Origin of the sequence: Streptomyces sp. NPDC093546 (assembly GCF_044765045.1) — a bacterium.
GTDB lineage: Bacteria > Actinomycetota > Actinomycetes > Streptomycetales > Streptomycetaceae > Streptomyces.
This window is the reverse complement of the sequence record NZ_JBIWJG010000005.1, coordinates 109974-131191: the sequence shown is the minus strand read 5'-3', so window position 1 is coordinate 131191 and position 21218 is coordinate 109974. Positions and strand designations below refer to the sequence as shown.

General features: G+C 73.0%; 20 protein-coding genes, 1 tRNA gene and 1 pseudogene. 13 read left to right on the top strand and 9 right to left on the bottom strand.

The features are described from left to right. Positions 1-146: 146 nt before the first annotated feature. From ACIRNI_RS13250 to ACIRNI_RS13235, 4 genes are all read left to right on the top strand, one after another. Complete coding sequence (locus tag ACIRNI_RS13250) at positions 147-1169, top strand: carbohydrate ABC transporter permease (RefSeq protein ID WP_403551081.1); 1023 nt, start codon at positions 147-149, stop codon at positions 1167-1169. Then, positions 1166-2062, top strand: a complete 897-nt coding sequence (locus ACIRNI_RS13245; RefSeq protein WP_403551079.1) for a carbohydrate ABC transporter permease — start codon at positions 1166-1168, stop codon at positions 2060-2062. The genes ACIRNI_RS13250 and ACIRNI_RS13245 overlap by 4 nt, the downstream gene beginning before the upstream one ends. Before the next feature lie 168 nt (positions 2063-2230). Beyond that, complete coding sequence (locus tag ACIRNI_RS13240; RefSeq protein ID WP_403551077.1) at positions 2231-3673, top strand: GH1 family beta-glucosidase; 1443 nt, start codon at positions 2231-2233, stop codon at positions 3671-3673. Between the two features lie 111 nt (positions 3674-3784). After that, complete coding sequence (locus ACIRNI_RS13235; protein WP_403551075.1) at positions 3785-4561, top strand: alpha/beta fold hydrolase; 777 nt, start codon at positions 3785-3787, stop codon at positions 4559-4561. A gap of 24 nt (positions 4562-4585) precedes the next feature. Here the strand turns inward: ACIRNI_RS13235 and ACIRNI_RS13230 are convergent, their stop codons facing one another. Together ACIRNI_RS13230 and ACIRNI_RS13225 are read right to left on the bottom strand one after the other, a co-directional pair. After that, positions 4586-5983, bottom strand: coding sequence for a sensor histidine kinase (locus ACIRNI_RS13230; RefSeq protein ID WP_403551073.1), 1398 nt, complete (start codon positions 5981-5983; stop codon positions 4586-4588). Continuing rightward, complete coding sequence (locus tag ACIRNI_RS13225; protein WP_355353605.1) at positions 5980-6669, bottom strand: response regulator transcription factor; 690 nt, start codon at positions 6667-6669, stop codon at positions 5980-5982. Before ACIRNI_RS13225 ends, ACIRNI_RS13230 begins: the two co-directional genes overlap by 4 nt. 80 nt (positions 6670-6749) lie before the next feature. Between ACIRNI_RS13225 and ACIRNI_RS13220 the strand changes: the two genes are divergently transcribed. Beyond that, entirely contained in the window at positions 6750-7328 is a 579-nt protein-coding gene (locus ACIRNI_RS13220; protein WP_403551071.1) for a hypothetical protein, read from the top strand. Positions 7329-7403: 75 nt separating this feature from the next. On the opposite strand, the gene ACIRNI_RS13215 is transcribed toward ACIRNI_RS13220, so the two are convergent. From ACIRNI_RS13215 to ACIRNI_RS13195, 5 genes are all read right to left on the bottom strand, one after another. Then, positions 7404-7862 (bottom strand): hypothetical protein, encoded by a 459-nt coding sequence (locus ACIRNI_RS13215; protein WP_403551069.1) that lies wholly within the window; start codon positions 7860-7862, stop codon positions 7404-7406. 15 nt (positions 7863-7877) lie between these two features. Then, complete coding sequence (locus ACIRNI_RS13210; RefSeq protein ID WP_403551067.1) at positions 7878-9602, bottom strand: restriction endonuclease fold toxin-2 domain-containing protein; 1725 nt, start codon at positions 9600-9602, stop codon at positions 7878-7880. Positions 9603-9725: 123 nt separating this feature from the next. Continuing rightward, positions 9726-9863, bottom strand: coding sequence for a hypothetical protein (locus tag ACIRNI_RS13205; protein WP_403551065.1), 138 nt, complete (start codon positions 9861-9863; stop codon positions 9726-9728). Positions 9864-9965: 102 nt separating this feature from the next. Beyond that, positions 9966-10775: a fused MFS/spermidine synthase gene (locus ACIRNI_RS13200; RefSeq protein WP_355354091.1), complete on the bottom strand. Its 810-nt coding sequence runs from the start codon at positions 10773-10775 to the stop codon at positions 9966-9968. A gap of 83 nt (positions 10776-10858) precedes the next feature. Then, positions 10859-11359 (bottom strand): hypothetical protein, encoded by a 501-nt coding sequence (locus ACIRNI_RS13195; protein WP_403551063.1) that lies wholly within the window; start codon positions 11357-11359, stop codon positions 10859-10861. A gap of 248 nt (positions 11360-11607) precedes the next feature. On the opposite strand from ACIRNI_RS13195, the gene ACIRNI_RS13190 reads away from it, so the two are divergent. Continuing rightward, the gene (locus ACIRNI_RS13190; protein WP_403551061.1) at positions 11608-12975 is read left to right on the top strand and encodes a tetratricopeptide repeat protein; all 1368 of its coding nucleotides are present in this window, start codon (positions 11608-11610) and stop codon (positions 12973-12975) included. 51 nt (positions 12976-13026) lie between these two features. Here ACIRNI_RS13190 and ACIRNI_RS13185 read toward each other — a convergent pair whose 3' ends face one another. Further along, positions 13027-13623: a histidine phosphatase family protein gene (locus tag ACIRNI_RS13185; RefSeq protein WP_403551059.1), complete on the bottom strand. Its 597-nt coding sequence runs from the start codon at positions 13621-13623 to the stop codon at positions 13027-13029. Positions 13624-13756: 133 nt separating this feature from the next. Here ACIRNI_RS13185 and ACIRNI_RS13180 point away from each other — a divergent pair, with 133 nt between their 5' ends. The 7 genes and pseudogenes from ACIRNI_RS13180 (at position 13757) to ACIRNI_RS13150 (ending at position 19848) form a co-directional block, all read left to right on the top strand. Further along, positions 13757-14656, top strand: coding sequence for a phosphatase PAP2 family protein (locus tag ACIRNI_RS13180; protein WP_403551057.1), 900 nt, complete (start codon positions 13757-13759; stop codon positions 14654-14656). Continuing rightward, positions 14589-15713 (top strand): hypothetical protein, encoded by a 1125-nt coding sequence (locus tag ACIRNI_RS13175; RefSeq protein WP_403551055.1) that lies wholly within the window; start codon positions 14589-14591, stop codon positions 15711-15713. The genes ACIRNI_RS13180 and ACIRNI_RS13175 overlap by 68 nt, the downstream gene beginning before the upstream one ends. Further along, the gene (locus ACIRNI_RS13170; protein WP_403551053.1) at positions 15704-17323 is read left to right on the top strand and encodes a hypothetical protein; all 1620 of its coding nucleotides are present in this window, start codon (positions 15704-15706) and stop codon (positions 17321-17323) included. The genes ACIRNI_RS13175 and ACIRNI_RS13170 overlap by 10 nt, the downstream gene beginning before the upstream one ends. Before the next feature lie 8 nt (positions 17324-17331). Then, positions 17332-18663, top strand: a complete 1332-nt coding sequence (locus ACIRNI_RS13165; protein ID WP_403551597.1) for an AAA family ATPase — start codon at positions 17332-17334, stop codon at positions 18661-18663. Positions 18664-18762: 99 nt separating this feature from the next. Continuing rightward, positions 18763-19119: a hypothetical protein gene (locus tag ACIRNI_RS13160; RefSeq protein ID WP_403551051.1), complete on the top strand. Its 357-nt coding sequence runs from the start codon at positions 18763-18765 to the stop codon at positions 19117-19119. 138 nt (positions 19120-19257) lie between these two features. Further along, positions 19258-19784 (top strand): annotated as a pseudogene (locus ACIRNI_RS13155) (bifunctional DNA primase/polymerase). Continuing rightward, positions 19775-19848, top strand: a tRNA-Lys gene (locus ACIRNI_RS13150). The pseudogene ACIRNI_RS13155 and the gene ACIRNI_RS13150 overlap by 10 nt, the downstream one beginning before the upstream one ends. A gap of 50 nt (positions 19849-19898) precedes the next feature. Here the strand turns inward: ACIRNI_RS13150 and ACIRNI_RS13145 are convergent. After that, positions 19899-21140 carry a M6 family metalloprotease domain-containing protein gene (locus ACIRNI_RS13145; RefSeq protein WP_403551049.1) on the bottom strand — a complete coding sequence of 414 codons (1242 nt, stop codon included), beginning with the start codon at positions 21138-21140 and terminating at the stop codon, positions 19899-19901. Positions 21141-21218: the final 78 nt, after the last annotated feature.

The following is a 21218-nucleotide window of genomic DNA, read 5'->3' as shown; positions in this document are numbered from 1 at the left end:
GTCACAGGAGCGTCGTCCGCCCGCCGGCCTGGGGGCACCTCCCAGCGGGAGCTGGGCAGGGACGTCGACGACACGCCCCAGGCCGCCCGGCGCTCCCCCGCCGGGCGGCCACCCCGCCCCGTACCGACCTGGAAGGAATGCCCCTCGTGGCCACCTCCGTCCGTGCGGCGGCCGATGGCGGCACCGCGCCGCCGCCGCCCACGCCCTCGCCGCCGCCCCGTGCCGTACGTGCCGGCAGCGGCTGGCGCAGCCGCCTCTACCGCTGGGACCTCAAGGCGACCCCGTACGCCTTCGTCTCGCCGTTCTTCCTCTGCTTCGCGGCCTTCGGGCTCTTCCCGCTGATCTACACGGGCTGGCTGTCGCTGCACCGCGTGGAGCTCGGCGGTGAGGCGGAGTGGCGCGGCTTCGACAATTACACGGGCCTGTGGGACAGCGAGTTCTTCTGGCGGGCACTCGCCAACACCTTCACCATCGGCGTCATCTCGACCGTTCCGCAGCTGCTGATGGCGCTGGGCCTCGCGCACCTGCTCAACTACAAGCTGCGCGGCCGCGGTTTCTTCCGGGTCGCGGTCCTCGCCCCGTACGCCACCTCGATCGCCGCCGCGACGCTCGTCTTCGCCCAGCTGTTCAACAGCGACTACGGCCTCATCAACACCGTTCTGGGGTGGGTCGGCTTCGACCCGGTCGACTGGGAGTCGTCCAAGTGGCCCGCCCAGATCGCGATCTCCGTCATCGTCATCTGGCGCTGGACCGGATACAACGCGCTGATCTACCTCGCCGCGATGCAGGCCGTCCCGCAGGACCTGTACGAGGCGGCCGCCCTGGACGGGGCCTCGCGCTGGCGCCAGTTCATCAGCGTGACCATTCCGTCGATCCGTCCCACCATCCTGTTCACGATCGTGGTCTCGACGATCGGCGCCACGCAGCTGTTCGGTGAGCCGATGCTGTTCGGCGGAAGCCTCGGGGTGAGCGGCGGCAGCGGCGGTCAGTTCCAGACGCTGAGCCTGCTGATGTACGAGAAGGGCTGGGTCACCGGCGCCCTCGGCCAGGCGTCCGCCATCGCCTGGGTGATGCTGCTGCTCCTGCTGCTGATCGGGGCGGTCCGGCTGCTCGTCGCCCGCCTGAACCGGGACAACCGGAAGCAAGGGACCAAGGAGGTGGCGTCATGAGCGTCGGAACAGCGCCGAAGCCGCTGAATCCGCTGCGGCGGCTCCGGCCGGCGCGGCCGGCGGCGGGGCGCCAGCACCACGCGGGCCCGCTGACGTACGTCCTGCTCGGCGTGGCCGCGCTCTTCTCGCTCTTCCCGCTGTACTGGAACCTGGTGGCGGCCTCGCACACGGGCGAGCGCGTGGTCGAGGCCCCGGCCCCGCTGCTGCCTGGCCCGCACCTCCTCGACAACCTCACCTTCGCCTGGAACCAGGTCGACATGGGCGAGGCGCTGGTCAACACCACGGTGGTGGCCGGTCTGGTGGCGGCGTCCACCGTCGTCTTCTCCACCCTCGCCGGGTTCGCCTTCGCCAAACTGCCCTTCCGCGGCCGCAACGCGCTGCTCGCGCTGGTGGTGGCGACCATGACCATCCCGCCGCAGCTCAGCGTGATCCCGCTGTACCGGATCATCACCGACCTGGGGTGGGTGGACCAGCTCCAGTCCGTCGTCCTGCCGTCGCTGGTTGCGGCGTTCGGGGTGTTCTTCATGCGGCAGTACCTGCTGGAGGCGCTGCCCGTGGAGCTGGTCGAGGCGGCCCGGGTGGACGGCGCGCACAGCCTGCGGATCATCTGGCACGTGGTCTTCCCGGTCGCGCGCCCGGCGATGGCGGTGCTGGGCATGCTCGTCTTCGTCCAGGCGTGGAACGACTTCTTCTGGCCGTTCATCGCCCTCACCCCGGACGGCAACCCGACCCTCCAGGTGGCGCTGGCCGGCCTGGGCTCGGGCAACCACACCATCAACCAGGCGATCGTGCTGACCGGCGCCCTGATCTCCACCGTGCCGCTGCTGCTGGTCTTCGCCCTGCTGGGCAAGCACATCGTGGGCGGCATCACGTCGGGCGCGGTCAAGAGCTGAGGCGGCCCCGCCGCCGTAGGGCCCGGGCCGGGGGTGCGGCGTCACCTCCGGGCCGGGGCCGGGCCGGAGCCGGCGCCGTGCCGGGCCCGCGGCCCTGAAACCGGGCGGCCGGCCCCATCACCACCGTTCGTCCTCACCCCATCCCCTCTCGATTGGGAGCGCTCCCATATGACTGCATCCGACGCCCGCCCGCTCACCGCGACCCGCCAGTTCCCGCCCGGCTTCCTCTGGGGCGCCGCCACCGCCGCGTACCAGATCGAAGGGGCGGCTGCCGAGGGCGGCCGCACCCCCTCCATCTGGGACACCTTCTCCCGCACCCCGGGCAAGGTGTTCCAGGGCCACACCGGCGACGTGGCGACCGACCACTACCACCGCTTCCGCGGCGACGTACGGCTCATGGCGGAGCTCGGCCTGAGCGCGTACCGCTTCTCGGTCTCCTGGTCGCGCGTACAGCCCACCGGTCGCGGCCCCGCCGTCCAGAAGGGGCTCGACTTCTACCGCGAACTCGTCGACGAGCTGCTCGCGCACGGCATCTCCCCGACCCTGACGCTCTACCACTGGGACCTGCCGCAGGAGTTGGAGGACGCGGGCGGCTGGCCGCACCGGGCCACCGCCGAGCGGTTCGGCGAGTACGCCGCGCTCGTCGCCGACGCGCTCGGCGACCGCGTCGGCCGCTGGATCACCCTCAACGAGCCCTGGTGCAGCGCCTTCCTCGGGTACGGCTCCGGAGTCCACGCCCCGGGCCGTACCGACCCGGTCGCCGCGCTGCGCGCCGCGCACCACCTCAACCTCGGGCACGGCCTCGCGGTCCAGGCGCTGCGGGCCGCCCTGCCGGCCGACGCCGAGGTGTCGGTCTCGCTCAACGTGCACGAGGTGCGGCCGCTGACCTCGGCGGCCGAGGACATCGACGCGGTGCGCCGCATCGACGCGGTCGGCAACCGCATCTGGCTCGGGCCGATGCTGGACGGGGCGTACCCGGAGGACCTGCTCGCGGACACGGCGGCGCTCACCGACTGGTCCTTCGTCCGGCCGGGCGACCTCAACGCCGTCCACCAGCGCCTCGACTCCCTGGGCGTCAACTACTACACGCCCACCGTGGTGTCGAAGATCCGCGACGGGGACACCGCCCCGCGCGACGACGGTCACGGCGCCAGCAGCCACTCGCCGTGGCCGGGCGCGGAGGACATCGCGTTCCACCAGCCACCCGGCGAGCGGACGGCGATGGGCTGGGCGGTCGACCCGACGGGCCTGTACGACCTGCTGATGCGCCTGGCGGGCGACCACCCGGGCCTGCCCCTGCTCATCACGGAGAACGGCGCGGCGTACGAGGACGAGGTCGCCGCCGACGGCTCGGTCCACGACCCGGCCCGCATCGCCTACGTCCACGGCCACCTGGAGGCGGTCCACCGCGCGATCGCCGAAGGCGCGGACGTACGCGGCTACTTCCTGTGGTCCCTGATGGACAACTTCGAGTGGGCGTACGGCTACGACAAGCGGTTCGGCGCGGTGCACGTGGACTACGAGACGCAGACGCGTACGCCGAAGTCGAGCGCGCACTGGTACGCGGAGGTCGCACGATCGGGCGAACTGCCGGCGGACGACGCGCTCTGACACCCCTCGGTGTGCGGCGCTCGGCGCGAACATTTCTGTAGCGGTCGCTAGAGAACGTGCTACGGTTGCACCAGATTTTCTAGCGACCGCTACAGAAAAGGGGAGCCCCTCATGTCCGCCTTCGCCCGCACCGTCCGCGGCACCTCCGGTCCCGGCCTTCTCCTCGCCCACGGCGCCGGTGGCGGCATCGAGGCCAACTACGGGCCGGTTCTCGACGCCCTCGCCGAGGGACGCCGCGTCGTGGGCGTCGACTTTCCGGGTACGGGCGACACGCCCCGCGCCGAGCACCCCCTGGAAGTGGACGGCCTCGCCGACGCGTTGGTCGCCGCGGCCGACGCGGAGGGCCTGGACCGGTTCGCCGTCTCCGGGTACTCGCTGGGCGGTTCGGTGGCCGTGCGCGTCGCCGCCCGGTATCCCGAGCGGGTCACGGCCCTGGTCCTGACCTCCCCGTTCGCCCGGCCCGACCACCGCACACGGCTCGCCGCCGAGGTGTGGCGCGACCTGTTCGCGAGCGGGCAGCGGGAGCTGATGGGCCGCTTCCTCGTACCGCTCGCGCTCAGCCCTGCGCTGCTGGAGGCGCTGCCGCCCGAGCAGCTGGAGGCCGCGGTCCGCACCACGGGCGAGACCGCTCCGCCCGGGACGGGCGACCACGCCGACCTGGTGGCCCGCACCGACGTGCGCGCGGACCTGGCGGCCATAGCCGTACCGACCCTGGTGATCTCCACGACCGCGGACCGGCTCGTACCGCCCGCCCTGCACCGCGCCGTCACCGCCGGCATCCCCGGCGCGCGCCTGGAGGAACTACCCATCGGGCACCTGCCGTTCGCGGAGGCTCCGGAGCAGTGGGGCAAGCTCATCACGTCGTTCCTGGACGAGGTGGACGGATGACCCAGGGGGAGCGGCTGGGGCCGACTAACGAGGGGCACGCCCCGTGGCCGCGCGGCGGCGGCGTACGACGCGGTGCCCGCGCCGCGCCGGGGCGTCAACACCCCTGCCGCCCAGCCCGATCCATATCCGGACCTCCGTGCCGCCCAGCACCGAGTGCCCGATCCGCACGTCGCCGCCGGTCGACTCGGCGACCCGCCGCACGATGTCGAGCCCGAGCCCCGTCGAGCCGTCCCGCCCGCCGCTGTTGCCGCGCGCCAGCGCCGCCTCCGGGTCGGCGATGCCCGGCCCCGCGTCCGAGACGAGGATGATCACGGCGTCGTCGCCGTTGTGGAGGTCCACCGAGAAGGCGGTGCCCTCCGGGGTGTGGCGGAAGACGTTGCCGAGCAGCGCGTCGAGCGCGGCGACGAGTTCGGGACGGGCCACCGGGATGCGTACGGGCCGGTCGACGCCCGCCACCCGCACCTTGCGCCCCTCGTCCTCCGCGAGCGCGGACCAGAAGTCCATCCGCTCCCGGACGACCTCCGAGGCGTCGCAGCCGGCACCCGGACCGGTGGGCTGCGTCTGGGGCTTGGCCTCCCTGGCCGTACGGATGATGACGTCGACCTCCCGCTCCAGTTGCTCGACGGCCGCGCGCGTCTGGTCGGCGGCCGGTCCGTCGCCCAGCGAGGCGGCGTTGAGCCGCAGCACCGTCAGTGGGGTGCGCAGCCGGTGGGAGAGGTCGGCGGCGAGCTCGCGCTCGTTGGCGAGGAGCTGGACGACCTGGTCGGCCATCGAGTTGAAGGCGACCGCGGCGGACTTCAGCTCCGTGGGCCCCTCCTCCGGGACGCGGGCGCCCAGCTTGCCGTCGCCGAGCTCGTGCGCGGCCCGCGCGAGGCGCTGGGCGGGCTGCACCATGCGCACGCCGAGCCGGTCGGCGACCGCGACGGACCCGACGACCAGCGCGGCCCCGACCCCGGCGAGGACCAGCCACGCGGTCGCGATGCCGTTGGTGACCTCGCCCTCGGGCACGTACACCTCGACGATCGCGATCCGGCCGGTGCTGATGGCGGTCGGCTGGAGCAGCGCGAAACCGCCGGGCACCTCGGTGGTCGAGGCACGCGGCACCCGCTGCACGGTGGCGAGGTCCTTCTCGGCGGCCCGCCCCGTACCGATGGTCACCGCCTCGCCGCCCTCCCCCGGCCCGGGGATGTGGACGGCCATGCGCCCGGCGGCCCCGGCCTGCGTGGAGGCGACGGCGCGCTCCAGCTGGTCGCGGTCGGTGGTGATGGAGAGGGTGGGGCCGATGGCGGCGGCCTGCCGCTCGGCGTTGGTGAAGGCCCGGTCCCGGGCCATCTCCTTGATGACGAGCCCCAGGGGCACGGCGAAGGCCACCACGACCATCACCGTCACCGCCAACGCCACCTTGACGAGCGCCCACCTCACAGCGGCGGCTCCAGCTTCACGCCCACCCCCCGCAGCGTGTGCAGGTACCGCGGCCTGGCCGCCGTCTCGCCCAGCTTTCGGCGGAGCCAGGACAGGTGCACGTCGATGGTCTGGTCGTCGCCGTACGACTGCTGCCACACCTCGGCGAGGAGTTCCTTGCGCGGGACGACCACGCCCGGCCGCCCGGCCAGGAAGGCGAGCAGGTCGAACTCCCGCCGGGTCAGGTCCAGCGGTACGCCGTCCAGTTCGGCCTGCCGCCGCAGCGGGTCGATGGACAGCCCGCCCACCTGGATCACCCGCGACGGCGGCACGTCCCCGGCGGCGGCGCGCGAGCGGCGCAGCACGGCGGCCATGCGCGCGGAGAGGTGCTCCACGGAGAAGGGCTTGGTGAGGTAGTCGTCGGCGCCGTCGTTGAGGAGCCGTACGATCTCGGCCTCGTCGTCCCGCGCGGTCGCGATGATCACCGGTACGTCGGTGATGCCGCGCAGCATCTTCAGCGCCTCGGACCCGTCCAGATCGGGCAGTCCGAGGTCCAGGATGACCACGTCGAAGCGGTGATGGGCCACCTCGCGCAGCGCCTCCAGGGCCGTACCGACGCTCCGTACGGTGTGGGAGGCCTCGGACAGGTGCCGGATGAGGGCGGAGCGCACGAACTGGTCGTCCTCGACCACGAGCACACTTGCCATGGCCCGCACCGTACGCCATGCCTCCCCCGTTCGGCGGAACGAGGGGGACCGGTATGGACGGCGCGGGCGGGTGGTGCACTATGGCCCGGATGCGTAGAGGACTCGTACATGCCATGGCGTGGTCGCTCGCCACCGGCGCGGCGGTCACTCTGTCGTGGTGGGGTGTGCACACGGTGATGGCCGGGACGGCGTACGACCCGCCGCGCGCCCTGCCGATCACCGCCGACCGCCCGACGGCACCCACGGGCGGCGCCGAACCGCAATCGTCGTCGACACGGCGCCCGCCCCCCAAGGAGACTCCGGCGTCCTCCGCTCCCCCACGCGCCGACGAGACGGCCGGCGCGGATCAGCCCGAGCCCCCGTCGCGCAAGCCGTCCGCGCCCGCGTCCCCGTCCCCTACGCCGGAGACGAAGCCCTCGGCGAGCAGCGGCACCACCGGCAGCGTGAGGAGCTACTCGGTCGACGGCGGCCGCGTGGCCTTCGACATGGGCCCCTCCTCCGCCGAACTGGTCTCGGCGACCCCGGCCTCCGGCTGGCAGATGCAGGTCTGGAAGCAGCCGACGTGGATCCGGGTGACCTTCACGAAGGACAGCCGCGAGATCTCGGTCTTCTGCGTCTGGCACGACACCGCGCCGCGCGTGGAGATCGACGAGCGCTAGTCACCCCTGCCGCCACCGGCTCGGAGAGGACGATGCCTGACTCCCGGGCGCTGGTCGTGCCGGCGCCTGCTGTCGTCATGGACGATCGGACGAGTCGATGTGCTCCTGGAACGTCCGGGCGATCTCGTCGACGCTGCCGTGCGATGGGAGAACCCAGTAGGTGTCGTCGCCGTTGTTCAATGCCCATTCGCTGGTGAAGTGGACCAGGTCAGGAGAGGGCGCAAAGGAGTCGCGCAACCAGACGGCAAAGCGTGCGGCCTCGGCTGCCGATGCTTGGATCACCATCACCGAACCGATGTCGGGGTAGGGGGTGGTTGCGAGCCCTTCCAGCCACACTCCGTCGCCAAGCGGCACTTCGAAGGACAAGGCATCGGCGGAGCGCGGGCCGAGGTCCTCCCCGAAGGAAGTTGATGCGCCGGGGAAGGATTCGACGATCTTGGCCGCAAGATCGCCGAGTCGCAGGTGCCACGCAGCGGCGTCGTTGACCGGTGGGGCGAAACTGAACGTGGTCCTCAGTGCTTCTTCGTCCGTCATGGTGTCTCCGTACAACTACGGCACGTAGCGTGCGGTGCCGGTTACGCCGCTCATGGCCATCATGCTCTGCCAATAAGGCGCGGATCGCTTGTCGTTCGTAATGATCTCGAAGCCGCGAATCTCGCTATTACGTGGGTCCGAGAGGGCAGCTCGGTAACGAGCCAACTCGTTTCCGTCTTTCACGTACATCCCGTCACGATGCGGGTCGAACTTCACCTTTCCATTTGCGTCTATCTTGGGCGGCGTACCCAGCGTCTTGTCGACCTGGTCAAGGTCTCGGAAGGTCTTCCTGCAGTCGGGCTCGCGCACGTGTTTGGCCTCGACAGCGTAGCCGTCCAAGGGGCGCATACCGTCGACCATGAGCCCGCGGCCACTGGCTCCGGTTGCCGCGGCGGGGAGCGGCACCTCACGCTCCGGGTAGCCGGCCACGCGCATCTGGTAGGCGTTGTCCGGGTGGTTTGCCCCACCGCCGCCTGCGAAGCCTCCAGGTGGCAGCGAGCTGACCCAAGTACGGAATGCGACCTGTTCTCCCGCTGTAAGGATGCGAGTGGTGCCAGGGGCGGGTGGCAAGGGGTCTCGATTGAGAGTTGGGTCGTAGCCGCTGCCCATCACGACGACGCCCGATGCTTGTCCGGTGAAGGCCGCGAGTTTCACTGGCACGGGAACCGGTATCGGAATGCGGATCGGCGGGAGCGGGAAGGGCATACCAGGGCCGCGAGGGTCGCCCGAGCCCTCGGGCAGCTTCACGCGCTTCTCCGACGTGTCGAGTGCGTGGGCGACATCACCGAGTTGGTGGATCCACGGGTCCTCCAGCACGGCGGTATGGAGGCCACCGTCGTCTCCGTTCCCGCCAAACCTTGGTGAATCCCATGGCATGTCGACGTCGAACAGATCCAGCTTGTTGCGCGCGATCTGCCGCATGGCGGCCTCGATGTGGTCGGCGTATCGGTCACACGCCTTGGCGATTTGGTTGCAAGCCGCCACGAGGTTGGTGACCAGAGGTTCGTCAGGCTGGGCACGCTCCGGAGGGCATGTCCTCCCCACGCACATGTTGAAGTAGCTGCGAAACGCCTCCGCGGCTTCACCCGAGTGCGCCTTGTCGGCCGTCGACGCGAAAGCCTGGGCATCCTCGAGTACGCGCAGCATCAGCTTTCCAGCGTGCCGCCATGAGCCTGCCACATCCCGCAGCTTCTCCGGCGACCCTCGGAAGCGATCGCTCATTCCGTACTGCTCGAACCCGGATGTTTCACCTACCACCTCTGGCAGCTCCTGGCCCAAGCCCAGGTAGTTCTCGGAGCAGTCGGCTCCCGGGTCGCCCATACCCGAAGTGAGGTCGACCTGTTTCCCCAAGATGGCCGAGGCGACGCTGCTCTCAGCAGCCATGAATTCGCGTGCGGTGCGCATCAGCCCTCTGCCGGCCTCGCCCAGAAGGTAAGAGCTGAAGCCCATGCGGTCGAGTGCCGCAGGGGCGGCGGACTTGTAGACCTTTGCGAAGTCGCGGCCGGCGTCGTCGTCGCCAGCCATCCCTTTCTGCCGATGCAGCTCGTGGAACAACGCGATCGCGGTGTCCCGGGCACCGGCCATCACGTTGGTGGCCAGTCCCATGGAGGCCCGGATCATGCCTTCTGCTATGACTTTCAGATGGGGTGGCAGCCCACCACTCACACGCATCCCCTCCCGTTTTGCCGTTGCGGACGCGAACGCGCGTACGGCTTCGTACAGTTCTACCTCACCGCCCACGGGAGAATGAGCGGCTTGACGTGAGGTGCGGGGAGCATGGCTGATTGTCAGCCGAGGGCGGGCCGGATGCTCCTGTGCACCGAAGGGCTGCTGAGCACCTCGGACGCATTCATCCAGGCCCCACTACTCGGGTTCGCCGTCGTCGACCCGGTACGACTTGGTCCAGGTCTCGCCGCAGCGGCAGTGGTGGTGCTCGATGAGCTCGCCGGCGTCGAAGACGCCCACGCCTTCGTGGATACGAACATGGACATGCTTACCCATGAGGGGTCTCCTTCCCCCTTTGGGGAAAATTGCCCGATTCCGGCCTTCGGTCGCCGGGCGGGGCAACAGCCCGCCCACCATGCGGACGGACCAGCGGACGGATTATTCGAAGACGGACGCCGGCGGTACGGGCGACGGCTTGGCGGCGGCGTCGGTGACGGCCGTCGCGCCGCCGGTGAAGTCGGCCAGCGCTCGCCCGTGCTCGACGCGGCCCGGGTGCGGGTCCGTGGCCACCCGGCGGGTCAGCTCGGCGACCGGCAGCGGGGTGTCCGAGGCGAGCAGGACGGCGTTGCCGAAGCGGCGTCCGCGCAGCACGGCCGGGTCGGCGGCGAGCGCGAGCTCGGGGAAGAGCGCGGCGGCGGTGGCGACCTGGCCCCGCAGGTGGGCCAGCGGCGGGCCGTCGGTGAGGTTGGCGGCGTAGTGACCGCCGGGCTTCAGCACGCGCCGCACCTCGGCGAGGAACTCCGTACTGGTCAGGTGCGCGGGCGTGCGCGCCCCGCTGAAGACGTCCGCGATGACGAGGTCGGCCCAGCCGTCGGCGACCTTGCCGAGCCCGGCGCGGGCGTCGGCGCCCCGGACGCGTATCCGGGCGCCGGGGTCCAGCGGCAGTTCGCGGCGGACCAGCGCCACGAGCGGCGCGTCGAGCTCGACGATCTGCTGGGTGGAGCGGGGCCGGGTGGCGGCGACGTAACGGGCGAGGGTGAAGGCGCCGCCGCCGAGGTGGACGACGGTGAGGGGCCGGCCGGGCGGCGCGACGAGATCGGCGATGTGGCCGAGGCGGCGCTGGTAGGCGAAGCTCAGGTGGGCGGGGTCGTCGAGGTCGACGTGCGACTGCGGGGCGCCGTCGATCAGCAGGGTCCAGGCGCGGGAGCGCTCGGGGTCGGGTACGAGCTCGGCGAGGCCGCCGTCCACGGCCTCGGCGACGGTCGCCGGGGCCTGCCGCCCGCGCTGCCTGTGCTGTGCTGCTTTCCTCGCCACCAGCCCATTATCGAGGACTACCGGCAGTTGTCGGCGGCCTCGATGAGGCGGGCGGCCTCGCCGAGCGCCCGGCGCAGCACGGCCGGGTCGGTGACCGCGTCGGGGTCGGTGGGCGGCAGCAGCCAGCCGGCCCCGGCGACCGGGGGCTCGCCCGCCTCCAGGTCGGGGATCCGCAGGCCTCGGCCCGCGGTGCGCGTACAGGCGCTGCCCGGCATGTCCCAGTCGGCGGCGGTGCCGGGCGGCACCAGGAAGCCGAGGGTGTCGCGGTGGTCGTCGTGCAGCACCGGGCCGACCGCGGGGGCGCCGCCGCGGCGGAGGATGTCGACGGCCTCCAGGCCCTGCCGGGTCGGCACGGTCACCAGGTCGCAGGGTTCGCCGGCCTCCTCCGGAGGCGGGGCGCTCGCGTCCTCGGTCGGCCGGTGCTGTGCGGCGGTGTGCGGTTCCGTGTGCTGGGACTGCTGCTGGGACTGCGAATGCTGCGGCTGCTGGTACTGCGAATGCTGCGGCTGCGACGCCATGCCGACCTCCAACAAGGGATCCCTCCTCGCTCGAGTCCCCGTGTGGAGACACGTTCCGTCTCTCCGCAGGGTTCAACGCCGACACGCGTCAACAGCTACGGCGGCACGCCGCCGCAAAGGATGGCATTTCATGGCGGATCGTGGGCGAGATACCCCCTTTGTTGCCAAACGCAGCGTGCACGCCCCGTCACAGCAGGTACGTTCTTTCTCCGCCGGACCAACGGCAGCACGCAGGAGAGGGCTCGGCCATGGCGTCGTCACGGGCAGTTCCCAATCTCGCCTTCCGTCGGCTGCGCGGCCGGCGCTCCCCGGCCGAGTTCGCGGCCGCGGTCCGCAGGGCCGCCCGGGAGATCGGCGAACAGGTCGCCTGCGACGCCCGCTACATCGGACGCGTGGAGTCGGGTGAGATCCGCTGCCCCAACTACGCGTACGAGCGGGTGTTCCTGCACATGTTCCCCGGCCTCACCCTGGCCGATCTGGGGTTCGCGGCACGCGAGCAGGTGCGCGGCCGGGCGGCCCGCGCCGCCGCCGGTTGCGACGCTGCACCGGCGGCACAGATCATCATCCGGAACGATGAGGAGAGCGACGTGCTGCGTCGCGCATTCATGACGAGCGGTACCGCCACCGTGGCGGCCGCCTCGCTCGGCCTCGGCGGCCTGGCCGGTGCCGGTGCCGGTCTCGACTCCATCCCCGCGCCGCGCGCGGGCCGCACGTTCGGCGAGACGGAGGCCGAGGCCGTCGAGGAGGCGGTACGCCGCATCCGCCTGCTCGACGACCGGTACGGCGCGGACGGCCTGTACCGCAGAGCCGCCGAGCCGCTCCGCACGGCGTACGCGCTCCTCGACTCGGGGACCCCGGCCCGCCAGTCGACCGCCGACCGGATGCAGGCGGGCACCGGCGAACTGGCCCTCTCCGTGGGCTGGCTCGCCCATGACTCGGGCCGCCTGGAGGACGCCCGCTCCCACTACGCGGAGGCGCTGGCCACCGCGCGCGTGGCGGGCGACCAGGCGCTGGAGGCGCACGCCTTCTCCAACACGTCCTTCCTCGCCAGGGACGCGGGCCGCTACCGCGAGGCCGTCCGGGCGGCCCAGGCGGGCCAGCACGCGGCCCGGCACCTGTCCTCCGCGCGCCTGCTCGCCCTGCTGGCGCTGCGCGAGGCCTGCGCGTGGGCGGGCCTCGGCGACCGGGCGGCGTGCGAGCAGGCCCTGGGCCGGGCGCACACGCTCTTCGGGCGGGGCGCGTGCGACGCGGACCCCGAGTGGATGTCCTTCTTCGGCGAGCCCGAGCTGGAGGCCCTGCAGGCCCAGTGTTGGTCGGCGCTCGGCGACTGGGCCCGCGCGGCCCGGCACTCACGCCGTGCGGCGGCCCTCCAGAACCCGCACTTCACCCGGAACCTCGCCCTCTACCGCGCCCAGCTCGCCGCGGACCTCGCCCGCTCCGGAGCGCTGGAGGAGTCGGCCGCGGCGGGCGAGCGGGTGCTGGACCTGCTGGGCGAGGTCCAGTCGTCCCGCATCCGCGCGATGCTCGTCGACACGGTCCGGCTCCTCTCCCCGCAGCGCTCCACCCCGGCGGTGGCGGCTTTCCTGGACCGGCGGGCGGCGCTGGACCGGGTGTGACCGCGCGTGCCGGGCGCGGCGCGCGGCCGCCCGTCGGCTCTTGAGGTGGCCTCAGCTCTCCAGGTGGCCCGTGTCGTTCCAGCGCTCGATCGCCGGGGCGCCGTACGCCCAGCCCAGGGCCGAGATGCTCGTCGGGTCGAGGCGGATGCGGGCCGCGAAGGAGACGTCCTCGCCGAGCCAGCGCGCGCCGATGGAGCGGAGGATGTGGCCGTGGGCGAAGACCAGGACATCGCGGTCGGCCGAGCGGGCCCACTCCACGACCTCGTCCGCGCGGGCCGAGAGCTGGGCGAGGGACTCGCCCTCCGGGACGCCGTCGCGCCAGATGAACCAGTCCGGGCGGAGGGCCTTGATCTCGGCCGGGGTCATGCCCTCGTAGGCGCCGTAGTCCCACTCCATCAGCGTGTCCCAGGACTCGGCGCGCTCACCAAAGCCGGCCAGCTCGCAGGTCTCCCGAGCGCGTGCCAGCGGGCTCGTACGGATCTCGACGCCCTCCAGGCCGTCCCACGGGCCGCGGCGCAGCCGTTCGCCCAGCAGTTTCGCGCCCCGGCGGCCCTCCTCCAGGAGGGGTATGTCGGTCCTGCCGGTGTGCTTGCCCAGCAGCGACCACTCGGTCTGGCCGTGCCGGGCGAGCAGGATGCGCGGTGCCATGGGGGCTCTCCCTGAAGGTTCACAGAAGGTGCCTCCCCATCATCCCGTACGTGAACGGGGGCCGACGCCGGGGCAACCCCGGTGCGGATCTCTGCGTCCATGACAGGAGTAGTCATCGAGGGGGAGCGTTCGGATGCCGTACACCATCGCGAGTCGTCGTCCCCGCTGGTGGACCGAGCTCCTGCTGATCGTGGTGGTGTACGCGGCCTACTCCGGCGGGCGGTTGCTCGCGCGCGGCGACGTCGCGGCCGCCGTCGACCACGGGCTGGCGATCCTCCGCTTCGAGCAGGCTCTCCACCTGAACGCCGAGCATCCGCTGAACCGTCTCTTCACCGCCACCCCCGCGCTCGGCATACCCGCCGACTTCGCCTACGCCACCCTGCACTACCTGGTGACGCCCGCCGTCCTGGTCTGGCTGTTCCGGCGCCGCCCCCTCCACTACCGGGCCGCCCGCACCTGGCTGATGGTCTCCACGCTGCTCGGGCTCGTCGGCTTCACGCTCCTGCCCACCTGCCCGCCCCGGCTGCTGGCCGCCGGGCACGGCTTCGTCGACACCATGGCGCAGTACAGCTCCTACGGCTGGTGGGGCGGCGAGGCGAGCGCGCCGCGCGGGCTCGGGGGCATGACCAACCAGTACGCGGCGATGCCCAGCCTGCACGTGGGGTGGGCGCTGTGGTGCGGGGTGGTGGTGTGGCGGTACGGGCGTACGCCGCTGCTGAAGGCGCTCGGGGTGGCGTACCCCCTGCTGACCGTGGTCGTCGTGATGGGGACGGCGAACCACTACTTCCTCGACGCGGTCGCGGGGTGCGCGGTCATGGGGGTGGGGCTGGTGCTGGCGGGGCCGGCGATGCGCGGCGTCGACAGGGTGCGGGACGGGGTCCGGCAACGGGTGCGGGAACGTTTCGGCAGGGGTTCCGTTCCGGGAGCCTCACCGATTGTCAGTGGTGGATGCGAGACTTCCGCGGGTGAGCGAATTCCTGGGCAGCGGGCCCGATCGGCGTCCGCAGACGACACTCCGGCACCGGCTCGCTGAGCTGCGCGGCCCCGCAGCCGCGCCGCATCCGCTGGACGCCCGCGCGCTGGCCGCGCTGGCGGCCAATCCGGGCTGCCGGCGCCGCGCCCTGCTGGACGGAGCGGGCGTCGACAAGGCCGCGCTGGCCTCCGCCCTCGGCGCGCCGTCGGGCTTCGGGCAGTCGCAGTTCGCCTTCATGCGGGGCAACGCCTTCGAGGCCAAGGTCAAGGCCGACGGCGGCAAGGAGCTGCTGCGGCTGCTCGGCGTGGAGGGCCAGGGCGACGTGCGGGTGCCGGATCTCGCGGCCGCCGGGCCCGAGGGGCGCGCGGCGCGCACGGCGCTGGCCCTGCGCGAGGCCACGGAGGCCGGCGCCTGGTCGCTGCTCGACCACCCGATGCTCGCGCTGGAGGTCGCCGGCTCGCCCGCGTACCTGGAGCCGGACGCCGTCGTCGTACGGCCCGACGGGCGGTGGACGGTCGTCGAGATCAAGTCGTTCCCCATGGTCGACGGCTCGGCGGACGCGGCGAAGGTGGGCGCGGCCGCCCGCCAGGCCGCCGTGTACGTCCTGGCGCTGGAGCGGGTCGCGGCCCTGACGGACGGCGCGGAGGTGACGCACTCGGTGCTGCTGGTCTGCCCCAAGGACTTCTCCAACCAGCCGACGGGCTCGCTCGTCGACGTACGCAAGCAGCTGTCCGTGACCCGGCGGCAGCTGGCGCGGCTGACCCGCGTCGAGGACATCGCGGCCGCCCTCCCGGAGGGCGTCACCTTCGACGTGGAGGCGTGCTCGGCGGAGCAGCTGGCGGCGGCGGTGGACGCGGTGCCGCACGCGTACGCGCCGGAGTGCCTGTCCGCGTGCGAGTTGGCGTTCCACTGCCGCGACCGCGCCAGGGAGGCGGGCGCGGTGGAGGCGCTGGGCCGCTCGGTGCGCGGCGAGCTGGGCGGGCTGACGACGGTCGGCGCGGTGCTGGCGGCCGCGCGCGGCGAGGCCGGTGACCCGGACGACCCGGCGGTGGCGGCGCTGCGGCGGGCGGCGGCGCTGCGGGCGGAATCACTGGAGGGGGTGGCAGCGTGTCGTTGATCTCCACTCTCGCGCGGCTGGAGGCCGTCGAGTCCGGGCGGGCCCAGCCGCTCGCCACCGTGCGGCACCGGCACCTCTCGGAGCGGCCCCTCGTCCTCGTACCGCTGACGACCGCCGGTGAGGCCGGTGCTCCGCTGGGGGCCCTGGTCGGGACCGACCCGGAGGAGCCGCGGCTGCTGGTCGTGCCGCAGCCGCGCGACCGGGACCTGCGGTTCGCGTTCCTCGCGGAGCTCGCGGAGGCGGTCATCCCGTACCTCGACGCGTACGCCGACGACGTCGAGGCGGCCGAGCGCAACGAGACCGACCCCGAGACCGGCAAGAAGGTCAAGGTCGAGGTGGAGCTGTGCGCGGACGCGCCGCAGCTGATCGTGCCGAGCCGGGCGGGCGTCGAGTACGTACGGCTGCTGGGGCGGTCGATGCGGTTCCGGCGCACGGCCGAGCAGGATCCGGAGACGCCGTTCCCGGCGCCGCCGCGCGTGCCGCTGCTGGGTCGGTGGCTGACGCACTACGGCGAGCGGGCGCGGGTGCCGGGGTCGTCGCTGCTGCTGGCGGCGACGGACCTGCTGAACCGGCACTGGGCGACGGGCCAGTCCTCGCTGGAGGACCAGCACTTGGGGGCGCTGCTCGCCTGGATCGACGCGCCCGACGGGGAGTCGGGCGCCGAGGCGGCGTTGCGGGCGGAGCTGGGGCGCGACCGGGACGGGCAGCTGCTGTGCCCGCCGGCCGGTCCCGCGACCGATCCGGCGTTCGACAACCGGCTGCTGGCACCCGCGATCGAGCGGTACGACCGGGCCCGGCAGGCGCTCGCGGCGGCGGAGGACGGCGAAGCGGCCGACGAGCGGCTCGGCGAGCTGCACCGGGCGGAGCGGGAGGTGCGGCGGCTGATCCTCACCCAGCTGCGGCCCACCTGGTACGCGGTGTGGCGGGCGATCGAGCTGGCGCGGGAGCTGCCGCCTGGCGCCCGGGTCGCGGACCGGTGGACCCGGGACCGCTGGTCGTTCACCGGCCACCGGGACCGGATCCGGGCCGGTGAGCCGCCGCAGCCACGCCGCGACGACGCCGTCACGGCCGCGCAGAAGCTCGCGGCGCGCGAGAGCGCCCAGGCGCAGCTGGAGGCGCAGGAGGCCCTGGACGATCCGCTGGTGATGGCGGGGCGGCGGCTGGCCGGTGAGGCGTTCGTGGCCGAGGTGCTGGACGTGACCATGACGTGGACGGAGTCGAAGCGCCCGGCGCCGCGCCCCCTGCTGACGGTGCGGACGGACGACCGGCCGCACCTGGGCGAGAAGGTGAAGGTGTACCGGTCGCTGGACGGCAAGCCGCAGGCTGCCGAGTTCGTACGGTTCGAGGACCGGTTCGAGGACCGGTACGAGGACGGAGAGGCCGGGGTGCTGGTGCTGCGGGTGCTGGACCGCATGGGGCGGGGCAAGGAGCCGGCGGAGGGGTCCGTACCGGAGAAGGGGGACCGTCTGGTGTGGACGCTGTTCGAGCACGACCAGCGGGTGGGGCCGAAGCTGCCCGACCCGGAGGAGACGCCGTGGACCCATGGCGGGCCGCCGCGCGCCGACGCGGTGGAAGTGCCCGACGCCGTGACGCCGGAGGACCTGCTGTGAGCCTCGCCGTGCCCTTCGATCCCGCCGCCGAGGCGGCCAGGGCGACCCGGGAGATCCTCGACGACACGCTGCACGGCGACGCCCGCGGCGTCGTCGTGGACTCGCCGCCGGGTGCCGGGAAGTCGACGCTCGTCGTGCGCGCGGCGCTGGAGCTGGCGGCGGCCGGGCGGCCGCTGATGGTGGTCGCGCAGACCAACGCCCAGGTCGACGACCTGGTGCTGCGGCTCGCCGAGAAGGAGCCGGGGCTGCCGGTGGGGCGGCTGCACTCCAACGACTCGGACCCGTACGACAAGGCGCTGGACACGCTCGACAACGTACGGAAGTCGGCGAAGGCGGCGGACCTGGCCGGGCTGGACGTGGTGATCTCGACGGCCGCGAAGTGGGCGCACGTGAAGGGCGTCGAGCCGTGGGGGCACGCCATCGTGGACGAGGCGTACCAGATGCGCTCCGACGCCCTGCTGACGGTGGCCGGGCTCTTCGAGCGGGCGCTGTTCGTCGGGGACCCGGGGCAGCTGGACCCCTTCTCGGTGGTGGGTGCCGAGCAGTGGGCGGGGCTGTCGTACGACCCGTCCGCGAGTGCGGTGTCGACGCTGCTCGCGCACAACCCCGAGCTGCCGCAGCACCGGCTGCCGGTGTCGTGGCGGCTGCCGGCGTCGGCGGCGCCGCTGGTGTCGCACGCGTTCTACCCGTACACGCCGTTCCGCAGCGGGACCGGGCCGGGTGAGCGGCGGCTGGCCTTCGGGGTCGCGTCGGACGGGTCGGGGCCCGACCGGGTGCTGGACGAGGCCGCCGAGTCGGGGTGGGGCCTGCTGGAGCTGCCGGCCCGGCACACGCCGCGTACGGACCCGGAGGCCGTACGGGCGGTGGCGCTCGTGGTGCGGCGGCTGCTGGACCGGGGCGGGGCGGCGGTCTCGGAGCGGTCGGCCGAGCCGGTGCCGCTGGGCCCCGACCGGATCGCCGTCGGCACGGCGCACCGCGACCAGGCGGCGGCGGTGCGGGTCGCCTTGGCGGAGCTGGGTGTCCTCGGGGTGACGGTCGACACGGCGAACCGGCTCCAGGGGCGGGAGTACGACGTGACGGTCGTGCTCCACCCCCTGTCGGGGCGCCCGGACGCGACGGCGTTCCACCTGGAGACGGGGCGCCTGTGCGTGCTGGCGTCGCGGCACCGGCACGCGTGCATCGTGGTGTGCCGCGCGGGGGTCTCCGAGCTGCTCGACGAACACCCGTCGACGGAGCCGGTGCAGCTGGGCGTCACGGTCAAGTTCCCGGACGGCTGGGAGGCGAACCACGCGGTGCTGTCGCACCTGTCGGAGCACCGGGTGCGGTGGGCGCCGGCGTAGGGGTGGGGAAAGCCCCCGCCGGGTGGGGTTGCGGTGCGCGGGACAATGGACGGTGGCCGACCGGAGGGCGGGGGCCGGGAGCAGGAGGAGTTGGGCGACATGGCGGAGACCGAGCGGAGCGAGCAGCGGCGGCTGAAGCCCGCGCCCCTGCTCTTCGAGCCTGCGGAGGCCGCCGCCGATCCGGAGCACTTCTTCGACCTGGAGTCGATGGACGATCCGCGCGAGCTCCTCGCGCGTTCCACCGAGCTCGCGCTGGCGTTCCGCGCCGCGACCGACCGGGCCGTGGAGTTCCAGGCGATGGCGGCCGCGCAGCTCGCGGATCCGCGGCGGTTCGACCGGCTGACCGCCGCCGACATCGCGGAGCGTGCGGAGTGGACCGAGGACTACGCGAAGCGGATGGTCGAGTTCGGGCGTGACCTGCTGCGGGACAGCGAGCAGGGCCGCGAGCAGGGCTGAGGCCCGCACCGCCCGAGGGGCGGGCCCTGGCCGACGGCATATGCCGGGTGGGCGAACCTTACTCTCGGGCGGACCCGGTTGTCCGGGTTTTCCGCAACCCTCGGAGACAGGGCCGTCACCAGGCGTAGGTGTGGGGGCATGAACGTATGCCACGTCACCTCCGACGGCGCCGACTGGCTCGCCTCCGCCGCCCCGCACCCGCACGCCACCCTCGAGCTCTGGGCGGCGCACCCGGCCGCTCCCGCCGTCCTGCCGTGCGGGCGGGTCTTCGACGTCGTGAGCGGGCCCGCGGTCGCCGGGCGCCGCATCCTGGACCGGCTGTGGGAGGAGGGCCCGGGCTCGGGCCCGGTCGCCGTGCACCGGGGGCGGATGCTGCTGTTCACCGCGCCGGGCACGGCCCAGCGGTTACCGTCGCTCCTGCGCTGGGAGCAGTGGGGCGACGACGACGTGCCGCCGCTGATCTGCCACGGGGTGGGGGACGCCGTGACCGTGCCGCCGCCGGCGCCGCTGGGTGCGACCGAGGGGCCACGCTGGGTGGTGGCGCCGGACTCCCGGCAACCGTGGCTGCCGGGGCCCGAGGTGCTGCTGTGGGCCGTGCGCCGTTATCGATTTCTCCTCGCCCCGAACAGGGTGCTAAGGTCTACGACGTCAGCAGGCGCCGCTAGCTCAGTTGGTTAGAGCAGCTGACTCTTAATCAGCGGGTCCGGGGTTCGAGTCCCTGGCGGCGCACAGACGGAAGAAGCCCCTCGCGGAAGCGGGGGGCTTCTTCGTTGCCCGGATCAGCGGGGCGTGATCTTGACGTTCCACGCGCCCGTGGCGGTGCGGTCCGCCACCTCCACCCGCGTGCCCTCCCCCGGCACCGTGAAGGTCTCCCCCACCCCCAGCGGCGCGTCCGCGAGCGGCGCGTACACCGAGCGGCCCCAGCAGGCGCCGGTGCGCGGGTGGGTGTCGACCACCTCGACCGGTCCGGCGCCGGACGACGCCTCGCCCCGGACGCGGTAGATCAGTACGCCCTCGGTGCAGGTGTCCTCGTCGTTGCCGGTCGCGGAGCGCGCCTCGATCGCCAGCGCGCTGTGCTCGCCGGTCCTGACGACCGCCAGCCGGGTGCCCACCGACACGCCCCACTCGGGCGCGGCGGCGAGCGGCTCCAGGGTGAGCAGGGTCGGCTCCCCCTCGGGCACGCAGCGGACCTGGTGCCCGCCGAGCCAGCCCAGCTTCCACTTGTGCCAGCCGAAGAGCTCCGGCGCCATCGCGAACTGGCTGCCCATGACGTCCCAGTCCCCCACATGGGTGTCCCAGTCGCCCTTGCCGTCCGTCGGCCGCCGGTAGAGGTCCGGCAGGTCGAACACGTGGCCGGTCTCGTGGGCGAGGACGTTGCGGTCCGGCGGGTGGCGCTCGAAGACGGTGACGACACGCCGGATGTCGGTGCCGTCCGCGCGCAGCGGGAGGTCGAGGTTGACGACCTTCGTGGCGTCGGAGTCCACGCCCGGCGCGTCCGGGTCGGCGACCAGGTAGACGATGTCGTACCGCGAGAAGTCGACGTACGGGTCGGCCACGGCGAGGGCGTCGCGCAGGTAGGCCGCGCGCCGGTGGGGCTCCCAGTCGCGCCGTATGGCGTACGCGGTGGAAGGCCGCGGCATCGGCAGCCACTCGCGCAACAGGTGCGGGCGGAGGGTGAACCTGCCGTACGACGCACGCTGGAAGAAGCGGCTGGTGGACGGGAAGTGGTCGGCGGCGATCTCGTCGGGGTGGGTCAGCGGCGGCGCGTCCGGGAAGGACAGGAAGAGCATGACCGCGTCGAGGTCGCGCACCGGCCGCGGGTAGGCGGCGTTCCAGGTATCCAGGCCCAGCGAGTGGTGTGCGCCGGTGCGGGGCAGGGCGCACGGCCCCGCCTCGGGCGCGGCGGACGCGGGACCGGCCACGAGGCCCGTCGCGGCGAGCGCCAGGAGAGAGAAGATGCCCGCGGCGGTGGACCGCAGGCGTGCGCGGTCCACTCCCTCGGGTGTCTGCTGACTCTCCACGTCGACCTCCGGGTGCGGGATGCGGGACGTCTCACCACCCTGGGGCGATTTGGTGCGATCCGTCCTGTTCCGCTGCCC

Excerpts from the sequence above, each read along its gene's own strand:
- ACIRNI_RS13235 (WP_403551075.1), top strand. The coding sequence starts at position 3,785 with ATGTCCGCCTTCGCCCGCACCGTCCGCGGCACCTCCGGTCCCGGCCTT.
- ACIRNI_RS13220 (WP_403551071.1), top strand. The coding sequence starts at position 6,750 with ATGGCCCGGATGCGTAGAGGACTCGTACATGCCATGGCGTGGTCGCTC.
- ACIRNI_RS13225 (WP_355353605.1), bottom strand. The coding sequence starts at position 6,669 with ATGGCAAGTGTGCTCGTGGTCGAGGACGACCAGTTCGTGCGCTCCGCC.
- ACIRNI_RS13240 (WP_403551077.1), top strand. The coding sequence starts at position 2,231 with ATGACTGCATCCGACGCCCGCCCGCTCACCGCGACCCGCCAGTTCCCG.
- ACIRNI_RS13245 (WP_403551079.1), top strand. The coding sequence starts at position 1,166 with ATGAGCGTCGGAACAGCGCCGAAGCCGCTGAATCCGCTGCGGCGGCTC.
- ACIRNI_RS13190 (WP_403551061.1), top strand. The coding sequence starts at position 11,608 with ATGGCGTCGTCACGGGCAGTTCCCAATCTCGCCTTCCGTCGGCTGCGC.
- ACIRNI_RS13205 (WP_403551065.1), bottom strand. The coding sequence starts at position 9,863 with ATGGGTAAGCATGTCCATGTTCGTATCCACGAAGGCGTGGGCGTCTTC.
- ACIRNI_RS13180 (WP_403551057.1), top strand. The coding sequence starts at position 13,757 with ATGCCGTACACCATCGCGAGTCGTCGTCCCCGCTGGTGGACCGAGCTC.
- ACIRNI_RS13215 (WP_403551069.1), bottom strand. The coding sequence starts at position 7,862 with ATGACGGACGAAGAAGCACTGAGGACCACGTTCAGTTTCGCCCCACCG.
- ACIRNI_RS13160 (WP_403551051.1), top strand. The coding sequence starts at position 18,763 with ATGGCGGAGACCGAGCGGAGCGAGCAGCGGCGGCTGAAGCCCGCGCCC.
- ACIRNI_RS13185 (WP_403551059.1), bottom strand. The coding sequence starts at position 13,623 with ATGGCACCGCGCATCCTGCTCGCCCGGCACGGCCAGACCGAGTGGTCG.
- ACIRNI_RS13195 (WP_403551063.1), bottom strand. The coding sequence starts at position 11,359 with ATGGCGTCGCAGCCGCAGCATTCGCAGTACCAGCAGCCGCAGCATTCG.